Source organism: Bradyrhizobium denitrificans (assembly GCF_013179005.1).
In the GTDB taxonomy this organism is placed as follows: Bacteria; Pseudomonadota; Alphaproteobacteria; order Rhizobiales; family Xanthobacteraceae; genus Bradyrhizobium; species Bradyrhizobium denitrificans.
The window spans coordinates 79,505-95,880 of record NZ_JABFDP010000034.1; the positions used below are offsets into that span (position 1 = coordinate 79,505).

Sequence of the window (16,376 nt, forward strand, 5' to 3'; positions counted from 1 at the left end):
ACACGATGCGGATCTAACGAACCCTGCGTGCCGGTGCCCCAGCGCGGTTGCGGCGACTAAAGAGCAATTGCTGCTACCGCATCCGCCGGCGCCAATCGGTCGGCGTGTCACCGGTCAGCCGCTTGAATGCTGCGGCAAACGCGGTCTGCGAGGCGTAACCGAGCGCGGCCGCAACCGTGACGACGGACACGTCCGGGTCGCGCAGCATTTGCATCGCCTGCTCGAGCCGGCGCTGGCGGAGCCAGGCATGGGGCGAGAGCCCGGTGCTTTCCTTGAACGCGCGGCAGAAATGGAAGCGCGACAGGCCGGCGTCCGCGGCGAGCGCCGCAAGCGAGACGTCCGCTTCGCTCTCCGAGCGAAGCCGCTCGATGGCGCGCATCAGCACTCTCGGCGCCAGACCGCCGACGATGGGCTGGACTGCCGTCGGCGCGCCGGCGTGTGCGGCCAGCATACGCGTGGCGAGCAGGTCGGTGAGTTGCTGCCTAAACAGCGAGTCGAGGGCCTCGTTGCCTTCCAGGACGTCCGCGGCGCTCAGCAGCAGGCGGGACGTGATCGCGTCGGGATGCGCGGTCCGTTCGAGGAGATCGGCCGGCCTCGTGGTTCCGGCTTCGTCGGCCACGCGCACCAGCGTGCTGTGCGGAAGATAGAGCTGGACGACATCTACCGGCTTGGGGATGTCCCATCGCGAGCTCGCGCCTTCGGGGATGATGATGACGACACCGGGACGAAACGTGCCTGCCGAGACGAACCTTCCCGACCGCCGCTCCATGCGCTGAACCACGCCGTTGTAGGCCATGATGACGTGATGGGTCATCGGCTCGACGACGTCGTGGAGCGGGTCGTGCTTCCAGTGCGTCACGCCGCCGCCGACCGCGTCCAGGGCCATGCGAAACGGCTCGGTGCCGAGCACGCGGGCCATCTCGGCGTCCGCGAGAGGGCGGTCGGCCGACGGGCGAACAGGATCGCGCGGTTCGGGCGCGGCCGCCGTCTCCTCACCGTCAAGATCGTATGGAACAGACTTGGTCATGTTCATCTCGCGGGATGAGCGGTGTAGCGATTGCCGGAGAGCACCGCCGGCCGCGCTGCGTTACTGGCGAAGGGAGGACAGCCAATCTTCGAAGCGGATGGCTCCGAGCCGCGGATGGTCGCCCGGCGTGAGCGATCGGTCGTCCAGCTCCGCACCGAAATAGCGGGCGTGGATATCGGCGACGACCTTGCGCGGGTCGTTGATGGCGGCGAGGTATCGGCGGCCGAAATCGTCGAGGCTGAGCTGCTCCGGGCCAGCCAGTTCGACTATGCCGTTGATCGGCGCGGCCAGCGCCACGTCGGCGAGTGCGGCAGCGACATCGTCCGCGGCGACCGGCTGAAACAGCGCCGGCGACAGCCGGGCGACTCCTCCGTTCGTGGAGGTCTCGACGATGTGACCGGCAAACTCGAAAAACTGGGTGGCCCGGAGAATGCTGTAGGAACGACCTGAACTGCGGATCAGATGCTCCTGAGCGAGCTTGCCGCGGAAATAGCCGCAATTCTTAAGGCGATCGGTCCCGACGACGGACAGCGCGACATAGTGCTGCACGCCCGCGGTAGCCTTGGCCGCAAGCACGTTGCGGGTGGACCTCGTGAAGAATTCCAGAACCGCATCGTCCTCGAACGACGGTGAATTGGCGACATCGACGACAACGTCCGCGCCTGACAGCGCAAGGTCGAGCCCCTCACCGGTGACGGCGTCGACGCCCGTGCGGGGGGAGGCCGGGACGACCACGTGACCCTTGCGGCGCAGCAGGCTCACAAGTTTTGTCCCAATCAGGCCGGCTCCCCCAATGACAACGATCTTCATGCTGATTTTCCTCGACTTTCCCGGCCGGAGACGACCTGGCCACGACGGCGAGGATGGGCGAGGCCGAGCAGGAAAGCCTTGCAGACGGCTTGAATTACCCTTCAATTCTCATTGGATTGTCGTCCAAGCGGAGCGGCTTTGCTTTTCCTATTCGAAGATTTTTGCCTGGATGCTGAGCGGCGCGAGCTGACCCGTGGCTCGCAGCTCGTCGCGGTCGGGCCGAAAGTTTTCGACCTTCTGCTCTACCTGGTTCGCAACCGGGATCAGGTCGTGACGCGTGACGATCTGTTGGCCGCCGTCTGGGACGGTCGCATCGTCTCCGAATCGACGCTGACGAGTCACGTCAACGCGGTGCGCCGGGCGGTCGGCGATAGCGGCAAGGAGCAGCGCCTGATCCGGACGATTTCGCGCAAAGGACTGCGCTTTATCGGCGAGGTCCGGCAGGATGAGGTGGGCGCCAGCGCCGCAGACGCCGCCCGATCGCATTCTTCGGCGGTCGACCAGCAGCCGACGCTGTCACTCCCGGATGCTCCCTCCGTCGCGGTGCTGCCGTTTCGCAACCTCAGCGGCGATCCCGGGCAGGAGTATTTTGCCGACGGCATCGTCGAAGACATCATCACCGCATTGTCGCGGATCGGCTGGCTGTTCGTGATCGCCCGCAATTCGAGCTTCACCTACAAGGGCCGCACCGTGAACGAGCAGCAGGTCGGCCGCGAGCTCGGCGTGCGCTACGTCGTCGAAGGCAGCGTGCGGCGATCCGCCAACCGGGTGCGCATCACCGGGCAACTCGTAGACGCGACGACCGGCACTCATGTGTGGGCGGACAAATTCGAAGAGACGATCGGCGATCTGTTCGAGCTTCAGGACCAAATCGCAACCAGCATCGTCGGGGTGATCGCCTCGCAACTCGAACGCGCGGAAATCGAACGCGCCCGGCGAAAGCCGACCGGGAATCTGAGCGCATATGATCATTATCTGCGCGCCATGCCGCATCTGTATCGCGGGACGCGAGAGGCTATCGACGAAGCTTTGCCGCTGTTTGAGAAGGCGCTTTCGCTCGATCCCGACTTTGCCTCGGCGCACGCGATGGCGGCGTGGTGCTATTGCCTGCGCAAGATCAACGGCTGGATGACCGACCAGTCGCGGGAGTACGCTGAAGGCATTCGGCTGGCTCGCTCGGCGATCGAATTGGGCAGGGATGATGCCGTCGCGCTCACCCGCGCGGGGCATACGCTGGCCCATCTGGCTGGCGATCTGGAAGGCGCGGTTGCATTGCTCGACAGGGCCCTGCTGCTCAACCCCAATCTGGCGGCGGCCTGGTTCCTGGGTGGCTTCCTGCGGGTCTTGTGCGGTAATTCCGAGAGCGCCGTCGAATTCTTCTCGCGCGCGATGCGGTTCAGCCCGCTCGATCCGGAGATGTTCCGGATGCAGGCCGGCATGGCAATGGCACATCTGTTCGCGGAGCGGTTCGACCTGGCTGTGGATTGGGCCGAGCGGTCGTTCCGGCAGATGCCGAGTTCGGGGTTCGTCGTGCTCATTATCATCACGTCGCATGCGCTTACCGGGCGGATGCCGCGGGCAAAAGACGCAGCCGCTCATCTGCTCAAGCTGCATCCCACGTTTCGGATCTCCAAGCTGGAGGATTGGATACCGATCCAGCGGCCTGAACATCGGGCTACGTTCAAGAAGGGGCTGCGGCTAACGGGCCTGCCGGACTGAGCGCACTTTTGCGACGCGTGGATCGAACGCTGCGGTCCGCTTCTGACCCATTTGAGACATCAAGCCGACTTGCTTTCCTCGGAAGTTTCGTCAATATCGGCTGCATGACTGTCGTCGTGATCACGTTCGCGAACTTGTGGTGGCGCTCCACTTAGGAGCGGCACGGCTTTGTCATTCACCCAACCGTCGCCGCCGTTCATCGGCTTGCGAGGTTGCTTGCATCAACAGTCCGATTGAATGGCGGTTCTTATCTGGAGAACCGCGATGCAACATTCGTCAACCACCCTTCCTGTTATCTTGACCGGCGACAGAACCACTGGCCCGTTGCACCTGGGGCACTACGTCGGTTCGTTGAAGAACCGCGTCACCCTACAGACGACGCACCAGCAGTACCTGCTGCTGGCGGATGCCCAGGCACTCACGGACAACGCGCACAACCCTGGTCGGGTGCGTGACAATGTCCTTGAGATCGCGACAGATTACCTGGCTGTTGGGATCGACCCGAACCTGACCACGATCTGTCTTCAATCGCATCTCCCGGCGCTTGCCGATTTGACCCTGCTGTACATGAACTTTGTCACGGTGGCGCGGCTTGAGCGCAACCCGACCATCAAGGACGAAATCCAGGCGCGAGGTTTTGGCAGGGATATTCCAGCAGGCTTTCTCTGCTATCCCGTCGCCCAGGCCGCTGACATCACCGGTTTCAAAGCGACAATTGTCCCGGTTGGGGAAGATCAAGCTCCTTTGATCGAGCAAACCAATGAAGTCGTTCGCCGCATCAATCGCCAAGCTGGCTTTGAAGTGTTGCCCGAATCCCGCGCCCTCATTCCTCCCGTCGGACGACTTCCGGGCATCGACGGCAAAGCCAAAATGAGCAAGTCGCGGGGCAATGCTATTCAGCTATCAGCCACGGCCGATGAAATACGTAAGGCTGTCCGGCGTATGTTCACTGATCCAAGCCATGTAAAGGCATCCGACCCAGGTCGCATCGAAGGCAACGTGGTTTTCACGTACCTGGATGCGTTCGACGGAGATCACACTACGGTTGAGGATTTGAAGGCACGCTATATTCGTGGCGGCTTGGGCGACAGCATTGTGAAGAAACGTTTGGATGACGTGCTGCAGGCACTTCTCGCGCCAATCCGAGACCGTCGCCGCGCACTCGCCCGTGATCCCGGCTATGTGCTGCAAGTCGTCAAGCGCGGCACTGCGCGAGCGCGTGAGATCACAGATGCGACTTTGCGCGATGTTCGCGCCGCGCTTGGTCTATTCACCCTGAATTAATCGGATTGCGGTCAAGCCAGGGTATGTCCGGATTTGGCCCACCTCGGACGTTCCGGTCATCGCTTCCAACGTCTGCTCTCTGAGTTCAACCGGAAGTAGGCCGTCAGACACCCGATAGGCCGCTTTTGACCCATTGCGGACTCCATGGGCCTGGCGATATTATCTATGACCGTAGTGGGGGGGGGCGTGTGTTCGTTTGATCTTTTACATCTGGCTTGGGGTCTGGTTTGCACTGCTGATAGTAGCCAGCATCCTGCAATCCAAAATGCTCAAATGCCACATTCCAGGTAGGCCACTGCCTCGCGTTGGATGGAGGCGTGGATTTACCATTTTAACCGACCCAGATAGCTTCACTCGGATGGGAGAGTCTTATCGCCTCTGGACCATTAGGCTCGAAGTCACGGCGATGCTTTGGGCCTTTCCTGGCGTCATAATAGCCATCACACTCAATGATCGGTGACTCAAGTAACCGTTCGAATAACCTCGCCTGTTAGCCCAGAATTGCCGTCTCTGACTTTTGAGAATTACTGGCTGACTCGTTTCAACGCCGCCGGAAGAGGCGCGCTCTGAACTCGGAATAGGTAAGAGAAGCTTTCGGCCCAGTTTGGCGTTCGTACGACCTGTGTCGCCCGAAAAACGGCCGTTGTGCTATTTAGCACGGTGATTTCGCGAAATGCTCCGAACGTCTCGGCATTTGCCTCGAAACGCTTCGGTGTCCCATCGATGTCTTTCCTCGTGACTTGCCACGACGCCCCCCTGATTGCGGCTTTCATGTCGTTCGCCGCCTGTTCGAGCGCGTGCGGCGAAATCTCCGGTGCGAGGTTCGTGACGACCCTATCCAAGCGAACCCAGCCAAATTCCTCATGCTCGACCTTATCGCGAGAGACGCGAAGTTCGCCTAAGGAGATGCCCAACGTTCCTGACGGCCGTACTTCCAAGCCGATGACCACGTCCTTTCCGTCGCTCGCGCGGCCGACGAAGAGACAACTCGTCTCGGGCTCGCTTTTGGAATATCGCCAGCACGGCTGATCGCCTTTTCCTCGAATATCGGTTAGCGCGAATGATGCCTCGGTCTTCGCCAGAAGGTCTGCGTAGAAGCTTTGCTGGCCTGGCTTAAATGCACCCATGTGATCGCCTAGTTTCGAGCTTCTCTTATCTCGACGGTAGCACTGGTGGTCGGCGGCCGCCAACGATCAACAGATACGGAAGCGTCTCCGATCTCTTGGCATGAGTCGGGTTGTTACCGAAGTTCCGCTTCTGGCCCATGTCGGACCTTCGGCTTTGACTAAGTAGCGTCCGCTTTTGGACCTTGACCGGTCGCAGCAGCGCCACGCTAAAGCACGGTGGATCGTGGCCCCGCCCGGACGATCCGAGCGGGGCGCAGTCGTCTCACTCCGCCGTCTTGCGCGGCCGCGACCAGAGGAGCGTGTAGCCTTCGCCGCCCTCGTCGTCGAACAGGTTGGCGTAGATCGGGGCGTTGAACGAGGGGTCGTCGAGCTTGAGCGAGAGATAGTCGCGTCCCTCTTCGGAGCGTCGCGCCCAGGCGGCTCCGATCTCCACTCGTCCGGCGTAGACGCGGTGGCTGGGCGCGTTCTCGCTGAAGCGGTTGGCTTCGGGGACGATGCGTACGCCCTTGGCCTTGAGGCTCAGGGTGATGATCTCGCCCTGGAAATCGTCGCCGACCTTCTTGAAGGAACCGATGGAAGCCATGTTGTCTCTCCTTGGCTGGTTCGGGCCGCGACCACCGCGGCCTCGATGGCGTATCTCGGGCGAACGGCGATCGACGGCGCACCCGAAGGGCCGGAGCGGCAGCGGAGGACGACGCCGGACGACTTTCTTGTCCCGCGAGGAATGGGCGGCTTCGCCCAGGGGAAGAAAGTTGGCCGGCGGCGTTGCGCTCAGGCGATCGAGGCGCAGCCGGTCTTCGGCCAGATCAAGCCATCACGAGGCAAGGTGCGTCGCCGTCCCGATCAGCTTCCAGGAGAGACGTGGTCAGCCGCGGCCGCACAAGGCGGCGGGCAAGCCAAGCGTACGATCAGAAGCCGCCGACGAGAAAAGCGCGTAACGGTCTCAGTCCCGTGACAGCGAACCTGCCGTGAGCCGGTCAGCCAATGCTTTGCGCCGGTAAGATCGTTCTGCGGTGGGTCGCAAGCTCCAGTTCGGAGTGGCCCGCCTTCGCTCAGCTGAGCACATTCGTACTTGCGTACAACGTCGTCGACCGTTCGAGGCCCAGGCGGCTAGTCTGCCCAGGCCAGGTTCACAGCCGCGAAGAGTGGAGCGACCGATCGCCGCCCGCCTCGGACCGCAACGGGCGGGGCAGATCGTGATTGAGCAACTCGTGCAGAGCGCATCCGCCCGACAGGAACGCACCCAACCAACCGATGATCTCACGCAAGAGCGGAGATGGCCCAGCAAGGAAGGCAACACCTAGTGCCGTGTGACGGCCGGCCATTGCTGCCGGCACGAGAAAGGCAGCTGCTACGGAGGCGCGGATCAGCGGGGATCGTGAGGTTACGAACAGAACCCGGCCGATGGCCAGGGTGAGAGCCGCCGCGGTGAGGCCGACCAAAAATGCCCCGGCGATCCCGACGCCTGCACTCAGGACCGCCATGCTGGTGCTGACCGCAACGAAGAACGGGAGAGCGTGAACAGCCAGCTCAAACAGCGCGCGGCACAATAGTCCGACACTGACCAGTCCAAGGATGAGAGCAATCGCGGGCATGGCGGTGGCCTCCGTGCAAAGCTATGACGGGATGCGCCTTCCACCACCACCGCGGCGCGATCCAAACAATATGTATCCTGATTTGGACAAAGTTGCGGAGAGTCACGCCGACGCTCAAGCGGCGTCCGACGCGTTGTGAGATCGACAAAGCGTTGAGGAGTTGACGGCGCTCACGCGCCGCCTTTCCCAAAGGTCCAGACGGGAATGCCGAGACGACGGGCCTTATCGGCGAGGTTGCCCTGGATCCCCGAGCCGGGGAAGACCATTACGCCGATCGGAAGCGTCTCCAGCATGGCGTCGTTGCGCTTGAACGGTGCTGCCTTGTTGTGCCTCGTCCAGTCGGGCTTGAAGGCGATCTGCGGCACCTTCCGGTTCGCGGCCCATTTGGAAGCGATCAGCTCGGCGCCTTTCGGCGAGCCACCGTGCAAGAGCACCATGTCGGGATGCTTGGCGTGGACCTTGTCGAGCCGGTCCCACACGAGCGCGACATCATTGAAGTCAGCTCCGCCGGTGAGTGCGATCTTCGGACCCGGCGGCAGCATGACCTCGGTCTCGGCGCGTCGCTTCGCGGCGAAGAAGTCGCGGGAGTCGATCATGGCAGCTGTCAGCGTGCGATGGTTGACCTGCGAGCCCGATCGCGGGCGCCACGGCGATCGCGTATGCAGTTCGAAGGCCTCAGCGGCGAGGTCGCGGAACAGCTCCATGGCGTTGCGGCGCTCGACCAGCGACAGCCCTTCCGACGTCAGCCGCTCAAGCTCGACAGAGCGGACCTCCGAGCCGTTCTGCTCACGTTGGCTCGATCGCTGCGCCTGCTCGTTGTCGTCGAGCTCGCGCTCGATGCGTATCGTCGCACGGTGAAACAGGTTGACCGTCGACCACAAGAGATCCTTGAGCTCGGGCTCGAGACGTGTGTCGGAGAGCGTCGCCACCAGGGCGTCGAAGATGTCGGCAACCGCGCCGGCGATGGCCCTGCCCTCCGGCAGCGGACGCGGATCCGGCTCGTCGTCGAAGGGCCGGTAGCCATACAGTTGGAGTTCGGCCAAAGCGTCGTCGGTCGTCGAGCGGGTGTCGTGCGGCTCACGCATTTCGTCGTGGTGGTCGGACATGGGGATCTCGTCTGTGATCTCTGACCGCGCCGATCGCGGCCTTCCATAGCGATCTCCAAGACGGCGGGCGGACCGGACCAGAACCCGCTGATCGCGGGCCGGAGCGACAGCGGAGGATGGCGGTGCGCGGCTATTTTGTTTCGCGATGCAAAGGCCCGCACGCGGGCCGGCGGAAAATAGGCGCGAACCGCCATTGCCGGACCGGACCGTCTGCCGTCCGATCGCCTCTGATGAAGGCCCCGGCGCGGCTCTCGGAGGCTCAGATGAGATCCTCTCGCCCACCCACGAGTTGCGATCGCAGAGCAGCCCCCGACGTGGGACCGACGTTCAGGCCGAGATCACGTCCAGGAAGCGCGCGTCGTCCCCCGGCAACAGCTGATGGCGCAGCATGTCCCGGAGCTGGGCTTTCCCGAATGCGCGCAGATCTTCGTTGAAATCCCCAAGGCGCGGGCACAAGGCGATCGCCTCGATGCCGGCGTCCAGCGCTCTTACCGTCAACGCCTTTGCCGCATTGATCCCGGCAGCGTCAGCGTCGACTGCGACATAGAGCCGGCGCAGCGTGACCGGCCACAGCAGCGTGGCGAGATGGTTGGCGGAGAGCGCTGCGGCAACCGGCAGGGATGGCAGCACCGTCCGCAATGACAGCATGGTCTCGATGCCCTCGCCGGCCGCCATGACGTCATCAGTAATCCCGAAACGAGCGGCGTGTCCAAGCAGGTCGCCCATCGCCCGCCGCGGCGTATCGATCGGGGCCTTACCTAGCCTGCGATCGTCGAAGCCCTCAGGATCGAGCCAGGTGCGATGGACGCCGGTAATGCGGCCCGTCAGGTCCGTAACGGCGGAAATCAGAGCTGGCCATGTCTCGACGTCAGCGGCGCCGTCCGGCCGATAGAAGCAGCGAGGATGGAAGCGCAGCGCGTCAGTGCTGACGCTCAAATCGATCCCGCGATGAGCAAGATAGGCCTCGCCGAGCGTACCAGGCAGCGGTTGCGCCATCCCAAACAGCCGGCGAGCCGCTCTGGTGGAGTTGCGGGGACGCCGGGCTGCCTCAGCATCGATCGCCGGTTCACGTTGCCAGTCCGGCAGCTTCAGGAACCGCCGCGCCTCATTGGCAATCTCACGAAAGCTGCGAAAGCCGCACGTCGTTCCGATGACGTCCAGCAGATCGCCGTGCTCGCCGGTCGCAGCATCCGTCCATTTGCCGGGCGGTCCCTTCGAGGACGCATGTAGCCGCACGAACAGCGAGCGGCCGGGCGTGTTGTTGACATCACCGACCAGCCAATAGCGTCCCTCACGTCGGCCGTTGGATAGGTAATGTCGGCACACCGCCTCGGCCTCACGCGCGAGGCGGCGCGCCAGCTCGGACGCGTCCTCTGCCATCACGGTCGCTCCCGCCCACGAACGTCAGCGATCGGAAAACGCTCCAGGACCTTGGCGAGGATCGTTGGGCCACTTGCATCGGTCGGCACGAACATCCGCAGCTTCCACGAGATGATCTCGCCCAACAGTCCGTAGGCCCTGAGACAATCCCTCAAGCTGTCAGAGAAGCCCGACAGCTCGATCCGATTGACACCCATGACGCGCGCTCTGCGCAGCTGGAGCCCCTCTTGAAGGTCGAGGACGCAGCCTTCATGCAGCAGAGCCGTGAACGCGTGCTCGGGAGCGAGCGCCGGCGCCTCAGTCGACACTGCTGTGAACCAACCGAGCGGCACCTTACGACCGATGATGCGCTCGCCTGCGTCAGTCTGTAGCCGGTAGACCCGTGTGGACTCCTGAGGCAGCCGCTTCCAGATCGGCAGCAGCAGGCCGGTGACCAGGTAGATCGTGGTGGTCGCAAACTCCGGAATGGACGCGAGCTCCGCGCTCCAGGCGGCCTTGAACTGCTCACGGTCCGTCTCGCCCCAATCATGCTCGACCAGCTTGGCGAGCGGCAGAGTGCGACGTCCCATCGGTCCGATCAGATGGACGCGCGGTTCGATCTCGCCGTCGTCAAGCAGCCAGCTGGGCGCCGGCACCTGGATCGCCGCGCGCCCAGAGCGAGTATTGCGCAGCGGAACGGCTCGCCGCTGCAGCAGCCGCTCCAAGGCCTCGTTCAGCGGCATTGGCCGGTTGCGATCGCGCTGGACGATGGTGACGAGATGAGTTTCGGCGCTAGTGGCGGGATGGGTGTAGATCGTGCGCCGCTCCTTGACGACGAAGCTTTCGGCGCGGAGCGTCTCCAAGCCTGCATCGTAAGTCCCGGACGCGATCGCGCCCTCGATCCGCGCCGCGAGCAACTGCTCGAACACCGTGAACAGGATGTTCTGCAGCTCGATCGTCAGCGCGAGCAGCCGGTTCAGGAACGTCGTGATCGGGGGCAGCTCGTCGCGTAGACCGTTCTCATCGGTCAGCTTCAATCCCGTGGCCTGCTCGAACCGCTGCAGCGAGCAGCTGCCGACCTGGCCGCGAGCCAGGAGGCCGTAGAGCTGACGCAGCGCATCGCGCGCGTGCGGGCTTTCGAGATTATCCTCGGGACGGAACAGCTCCTGCCCACCGGTCTGGCGCTGACCACGGGTGATCGCGCCCAAGGTGTCGAGCCGGCGCGCGATCGTGGAGAGAAAGCGCTTCTCGGCCTTCACATCCGTTGCGATCGGGCGAAACAGCGGCGGCTGGGCCTGGTTGGTGCGGTTGGTCCGCCCAAGCCCCTGGATCGCGGCATCCGCCTTCCAGCCCGGCTCCAACAGATAGTGCACCCGCAGCCGCTTGTTCTTGGCCGAGAGCTCGGCGTGGTAGCTGCGCCCTGTGCCGCCAGCATCCGAGAACACCAGGATGCGCTTCTGGTCATCCATGAAGGCTGCGGCCTCGGCAAGGTTGGCGGAGGCCGTTCTGGTCTCAACCGCCATCCGATCGCGGATGCGGATGATCCGTCGCGACCGGCCAGTGACCTCGGCGACCTCGTCGGTGCCGAAGCGCTGAACGATCTGATCGAGTGCGCCGGGCACCGGAGCCAGCGAGGCGAGATGCTCGATCATCTGGTCGCGGCGCGCGACCGCCTCGCGGCTCTCGACCGGCTGGCCGTCGCGATAGACCGGCCGCGACAACAAATTGCCCTCGCCGTCCGTGAACGGCTCGTAGAGCTGAACCGGGAAGGAATGGGCGAGGTAGTCCAGAACATATTCGCGGGGCGTGATGTCGACCTGGACGTCGCCCCAGTCCTCGGTCGGGATCTCGGCAAGGCGGCGCTCCATCAGGGCTTCGCCGGTCGAGACGATCTGGATGACTGCGGCATGGCCGGCTTCGAGATCACGCTTGATCGCGTTGATCAGCGTCGGCGTCTTCATCGAGGTCAGGAGATGCCCGAAGAAACGCTGCTTGGCGGATTCACAGGCCGAGCGCGCTGCGGATTTGGCTTGCGCGTTCAGCGTGCCCGTTGCGCCGGTGATGTTGGCCGCGCGCATCGCAGCCTCGAGATTGTTGTGAATGACCGCGAAGGCCTCGGCATAGGCGTCGTAGATCCTGACCTGCTCGTCCGTCAGCCGGTGCTCGAGCAGCTCGTATTCGATACCCTCGAAGGACAGCGACCGTGCGGCATAGAGCCCGAGCGCCTTGAGATCCCTGGCCATCACCTCCATGGCTGCGACCCCGCCCTCCTCGATCGCCGCCACGAAATCCGCACGGGTCGCAAACGGGAAGTCCGCGCCGCCCCACAGTCCAAGCCGCTGGGCATAAGCCAGATTATGGACGGTGGTCGCGCCTGTTGCCGAGACGTAGACGATGCGGGCATTGGGCAGCGCGTGCTGCAGTCTCAATCCGGCGCGCCCCTGCTGTGAAGCCGCCTGCTCGCCCCGATCGCCCTTATTGCCTGCGGCGTTCTGCATCGCATGACTCTCGTCGAAGATGATCACGCCGTCGAAGTCGCGCCCCACCCAGTCGACGATCTGGCGGACGCGGGAAAGCTTCTCGGCCTTCTCGTCGGTCCGTAGCGTGGCATAGGTCGTAAAAAGGATGGCTTCATCCAGCCGGATCGGCGTGCCCTGGCGGAAGCGCGACAGCGGCGTGACCAGCAACCGCTCCATGCCGAGCGCCGCCCAGTCGCGCTGGGCGTCCTCGATCAGCTTGTCGGACTTGCTGACCCAGATCGCCCGGCGCCGGCCCTTCAGCCAATTATCGAGCAGAATGCCCGCAACCTGGCGGCCTTTCCCCGCGCCCGTGCCGTCGCCGAGGAACCAGCCGCGCCGGAAGCGTACCTCGCCCTCGGCATCCTCGCTGACCGCACGAACCTGGTCGAAAGTCTCGTCGACAGTCCAGACACCAGCCAGAAAGCCAGCATGCGCCTCGCCGGCATAGATGATGCTTTCGAGCTGCGCGTCAGACAGGACGCCATCGGCCATGAGCGCAGGCAGCAGATGCGGCCGATAAGACGGCTTGGGTGGCGCGACGGAGGCCATAGCTGCGGATTGCACGAGCTTCGTCGGATGCGGCTGCGCGCCGGGGATTCGGATCGACTGCAGCTGATACGCCTCGTACAGCGCGTCAGTCAGGCGGGGTCCCTCCGCGGGCACATCATTTACCAGCTCGTAAGCGAGCTCACAGCCCGCAGGCTCGAACGACATGGGCGATGGAGAGGAGCAGGGAGAGGCCAATACGCGCCGGTCTCTGGGACGCCGATCGGCACTTGCATCCACATGCGCAACAAAGCGGCCCGACATGGGCAGCTGCGGCGGCACGAGCGCCGTGATCCAACCAAACAAGGTCCTCACGTCGGGCGCCATCCCGGCCGACTGCGGAAAGACACGAGGATCCGGCGCCGGCTGCTTGTCGATCACGAGCAGCCGTGTGGTCGTCGTCGTCCCCTGCCGCGCATAGACGTCGCCATCGATCGCAGCAGAGAACACGAGGCGGCCTCGCTCCTGCAGACATACGAAGGCGTCCGTCCAGGTCGGATTGTCCGGCGCAAAACCGGCGGACGTGATTGCAACCAGCCGTCCTCCATCTCCGAGCCTTGCGAGCGCCGAAGAAACATGGCGCAACGTCGTATCGGCCAGAGGGCGATCCACATTCGCGGTCGCCGAGAACGGCGAGTTCATCAAGACGACGCTTGGAACGCAGGCGGCATCGAGATGATCATCGATCTGCGCGGCATCGAAACGCGTCACGTTCAGGGCCGGGAACACCAGATCGAGCAAGGCGGCGCGGCTTGCAGCGAGCTCATTGAGCAGGAGCGAGCCGCCGGCGAGCTCCGCGAAGACAGCCAGGCTCCCCGTCCCCGCTGAGGGTTCGAGCACGCGATCCGCCGATGTCACTTGCGCCGCCGCGGCCACGGCGAGCGCCAGCGGCAACGGCGTCGAGAACTGCTGAAAACTCTGGCTCTCCAGTGAGCGCCTGGTATGGCTCGGCAGAAGGGCTGCAATCTTTGCGACCATCGGCAGCATAGCTGAGGGCAAGCCATGGCTCACCTTGATCATCGCCGGACCGTACTTGGCCAGGAACAGAACAGCGGCGACCTCGCAGGCCTCGTACGCCGTCTTCCAATCCCAGCTTCCGTCGGCGTCACTGGCGCCAAATGCGGTCTGCATAGTCAGGCGCAGGCACCTTGCATCGATGCGCTCGCCGCGGGCGAGGATTGGTAGCAGCAACTCAGCTGCACGAAGGACGGCCTTGCCGCGCGCAAGGAGCGCGAAGGATGCCGTAGGGCAGCTCGTCTCGGTGATCATGTCGAGGAACCTCGGAGGAGAGCGGGATGCGGAAGAGCGCCGCCGAATGCTCTCTCTGCCCCAGCGGCCTCACCCGCCCTGCTCCGCCTCTCTCACTCTCGACCCGCTCGAGGAGACGGTGACCTCAATGAAAAAAGCCCGGCCTAGCTGGCCGGGCTTCCATCGACGATTTCTCCGGGCCCGAGGCGATCCTTCCCAGGCGAGGGTCATTCCGCGGCAACGATCTCCTCGACTTCGTCTGCGCCTTCCGTTGCCTCCTCATCCTCGCTGAGGAATGCCGGCAGGCTGTCGGCATCGGCACCTTCGACCTCAGGCGTCAGGTCCGCCTCGGTGCCACGCAGCGGCTCCGGCAGCCAGCGGCTGCCTTCGAGCAGCCGTTCGGCTTCGCTTGCCATGTCCGGCTTCTTCAGATGCGCGATGAGCTGAACCGAAGCCTCGCCCTTCGCTTCGCGCACCGTCTGCAATATGCGGTGCTTGGTGACGCGCCCGAGGTAATTGTCCACGGTGGGCTTCCAGCCGGCGCTGACCATATCGAGCCCGACGGCGCGCGACAGCCGCTCAGCCTGGTCGAGGCGGCCGCGAACGCCGTGGGCTGACAGGCGGCCTTGGTGCACCCGGTTGGCTGGCTCGAAGATCGCGTTCACCGCCTGCGACGCACAATGGGCGAAGAGCGCGGCCTGGGCTGACCTGTCCATCGCCGTCAACGCTGCCCAGAGGTCCTTGTCGCTGGCAGGCAGTTTCGCCTTCCAGTATGCGTGACGGGCGGCGATCGCCTTTGCCGGAGCGCTGTCCTGCAAGCCCGGCGGCTGCGCCGGGAAGCTCGGCGTACGCAGCGAGATATCCAGGCAATTGAGCGTCGAACCGAACGGATAGAATGTCGCCAGCACAAAGCTGTGCAACACCGCCTGAAACGCGATCGAAGGCTCCTGGCCTAGCGCATCGCGAAGGGCGAGCGTGCGATAGGCTGAGAGCTCGCTGACCAACCGGTCGGGCAAGGGGCGCTCGACATCCTCCCCGTCCTCATCCGGCCCATCCTGCTCGCCGTTACCGATGACGATGGTCGGCGCCGATCCCCTGCCCGCTACGTCAGGAACGCCGGTCCCGTGATCGTAGTCGTCACCAGCTTCGACATTCGGCTCTTCGCTGGTCGCCTCGACCTCATCCTCTGGACGGACGAAGCCACGGGCGACACGGAGGCTGCCCTCGGAGTCGATGCTGACGAACGCGCCGGCCCGCGCCATCTCGGCGGCATCGTAGATCATCGGCCGATCGTCGAACGACTGCAGCGCCGCCTCGATCTCACCGAGACGCCGATCGACGCCCTCGGGCAACTCGTCGGCCTGGCCATAGTCAGCCTCGAGCTTGGCCTGCTCGGTTCGCAGCGCTTCAACAACTGCCTGCTCGTCAGCGGTGAGTTCGGCGGGCTCTCCGTGCAGCTCGCGAAAGCCATGCGTATGTCCGAACGGGAAATCGACGGCGGCCGCGATCCATTTCCAGCCCTCCGCGCCAATCCGCTCAGCTTGCGTCTTGAGCTTTTCCGCGACGAGCCGGTCGAGCAGCGCGACATCCTGCAGCCAGCCGCCATCGTCGGCCTAGAACAGATCCCGCAGCACGGCCCCGCCCGCCGCCTCGTAGGCGTCGACCCCGACGAATTGAACCCTTCGGTCGAACACCCGCACCGTCTGCTCAATGAGCTGCCGGCGGATCTGGTAGGGCGTATCCCCACCGGAGCGGCTGACCTTCTCCCAGACCTCCTGTTGGCGTGCATGATCCGTCGTCACCGAAAACGCCATCAGCTGCTCGAGCGTCATGCCTTCGGCCGCATATACATCGAGCAGCACGGGCGAGACCGCGGCCAGACGTAGCCGCTGCTTGACGACCGCAACCGTCACAAAATGCCGCGCCGCGATCTCCTCCTCCCCGAGACCGCTATCGCGCAGCGATTGGAACGCACGGAATTGATCCAGGGGATGAAGCGGTTAGATTATGCGTCAAGTGTCCTGTTAGCTGGATGA

General features: G+C 64.0%; 10 protein-coding genes and 1 pseudogene. 2 read left to right on the forward strand and 9 right to left on the reverse strand.

The window, feature by feature from the left end:
• Positions 1-73 precede the first annotated feature (73 nt).
• A complete protein-coding gene (locus HL671_RS31420; RefSeq protein ID WP_172241872.1) occupies positions 74-1,027 on the reverse strand; it encodes a helix-turn-helix domain-containing protein in 954 nt (317 codons plus the stop codon).
• 60 nt (positions 1,028-1,087) lie between these two features.
• The gene (locus HL671_RS31425) at positions 1,088-1,837 is read right to left on the reverse strand and encodes an SDR family oxidoreductase (protein ID WP_172241875.1); all 750 of its coding nucleotides are present in this window, start codon (positions 1,835-1,837) and stop codon (positions 1,088-1,090) included.
• 138 nt (positions 1,838-1,975) lie between these two features.
• On the opposite strand from HL671_RS31425, the gene HL671_RS31430 reads away from it, so the two are divergent.
• Positions 1,976-3,556 carry a winged helix-turn-helix domain-containing tetratricopeptide repeat protein gene (locus HL671_RS31430; protein ID WP_172241878.1) on the forward strand — a complete coding sequence of 527 codons (1,581 nt, stop codon included), beginning with the start codon at positions 1,976-1,978 and terminating at the stop codon, positions 3,554-3,556.
• Positions 3,557-3,820: 264 nt separating this feature from the next.
• Complete coding sequence (gene trpS, locus HL671_RS31435) at positions 3,821-4,840, forward strand: tryptophan--tRNA ligase (RefSeq protein WP_172241881.1); 1,020 nt, start codon at positions 3,821-3,823, stop codon at positions 4,838-4,840.
• Positions 4,841-5,364: 524 nt separating this feature from the next.
• On the opposite strand, the gene HL671_RS31440 is transcribed toward trpS, so the two are convergent.
• The 7 genes and pseudogenes from HL671_RS31440 to HL671_RS31470 all read right to left on the reverse strand — a co-directional run bounded on the left by HL671_RS31440 (position 5,365) and on the right by HL671_RS31470 (position 16,301).
• Entirely contained in the window at positions 5,365-5,967 is a 603-nt protein-coding gene (locus HL671_RS31440; RefSeq protein ID WP_172241884.1) for a hypothetical protein, read from the reverse strand.
• A gap of 262 nt (positions 5,968-6,229) precedes the next feature.
• Positions 6,230-6,550 (reverse strand): DUF736 domain-containing protein, encoded by a 321-nt coding sequence (locus HL671_RS31445; RefSeq protein WP_172241887.1) that lies wholly within the window; start codon positions 6,548-6,550, stop codon positions 6,230-6,232.
• 547 nt (positions 6,551-7,097) lie between these two features.
• Positions 7,098-7,562 (reverse strand): hypothetical protein, encoded by a 465-nt coding sequence (locus tag HL671_RS31450; RefSeq protein ID WP_172241890.1) that lies wholly within the window; start codon positions 7,560-7,562, stop codon positions 7,098-7,100.
• A 170-nt stretch (positions 7,563-7,732) separates the two neighbouring features.
• A complete protein-coding gene (locus HL671_RS31455; RefSeq protein ID WP_172241893.1) occupies positions 7,733-8,668 on the reverse strand; it encodes a DUF2493 domain-containing protein in 936 nt (311 codons plus the stop codon).
• A gap of 327 nt (positions 8,669-8,995) precedes the next feature.
• A complete protein-coding gene (locus HL671_RS31460) occupies positions 8,996-10,048 on the reverse strand; it encodes a DUF7146 domain-containing protein (protein ID WP_172241896.1) in 1,053 nt (350 codons plus the stop codon).
• Entirely contained in the window at positions 10,048-14,361 is a 4,314-nt protein-coding gene (locus tag HL671_RS31465; protein WP_172241899.1) for a strawberry notch family protein, read from the reverse strand. The genes HL671_RS31460 and HL671_RS31465 overlap by 1 nt, the downstream gene beginning before the upstream one ends.
• 206 nt (positions 14,362-14,567) lie before the next feature.
• Positions 14,568-16,301 (reverse strand): annotated as a pseudogene (locus HL671_RS31470) (chromosome partitioning protein ParB).
• Positions 16,302-16,376: the final 75 nt, after the last annotated feature.

Excerpts from the sequence above, each read along its gene's own strand:
- HL671_RS31440 (WP_172241884.1), bottom strand. The coding sequence starts at position 5,967 with ATGGGTGCATTTAAGCCAGGCCAGCAAAGCTTCTACGCAGACCTTCTG.
- HL671_RS31425 (WP_172241875.1), bottom strand. The coding sequence starts at position 1,837 with ATGAAGATCGTTGTCATTGGGGGAGCCGGCCTGATTGGGACAAAACTT.
- HL671_RS31460 (WP_172241896.1), bottom strand. The coding sequence starts at position 10,048 with ATGGCAGAGGACGCGTCCGAGCTGGCGCGCCGCCTCGCGCGTGAGGCC.
- HL671_RS31465 (WP_172241899.1), bottom strand. The coding sequence starts at position 14,361 with ATGATCACCGAGACGAGCTGCCCTACGGCATCCTTCGCGCTCCTTGCG.
- trpS (WP_172241881.1), top strand. The coding sequence starts at position 3,821 with ATGCAACATTCGTCAACCACCCTTCCTGTTATCTTGACCGGCGACAGA.
- HL671_RS31445 (WP_172241887.1), bottom strand. The coding sequence starts at position 6,550 with ATGGCTTCCATCGGTTCCTTCAAGAAGGTCGGCGACGATTTCCAGGGC.
- HL671_RS31450 (WP_172241890.1), bottom strand. The coding sequence starts at position 7,562 with ATGCCCGCGATTGCTCTCATCCTTGGACTGGTCAGTGTCGGACTATTG.
- HL671_RS31455 (WP_172241893.1), bottom strand. The coding sequence starts at position 8,668 with ATGTCCGACCACCACGACGAAATGCGTGAGCCGCACGACACCCGCTCG.
- HL671_RS31420 (WP_172241872.1), bottom strand. The coding sequence starts at position 1,027 with ATGACCAAGTCTGTTCCATACGATCTTGACGGTGAGGAGACGGCGGCC.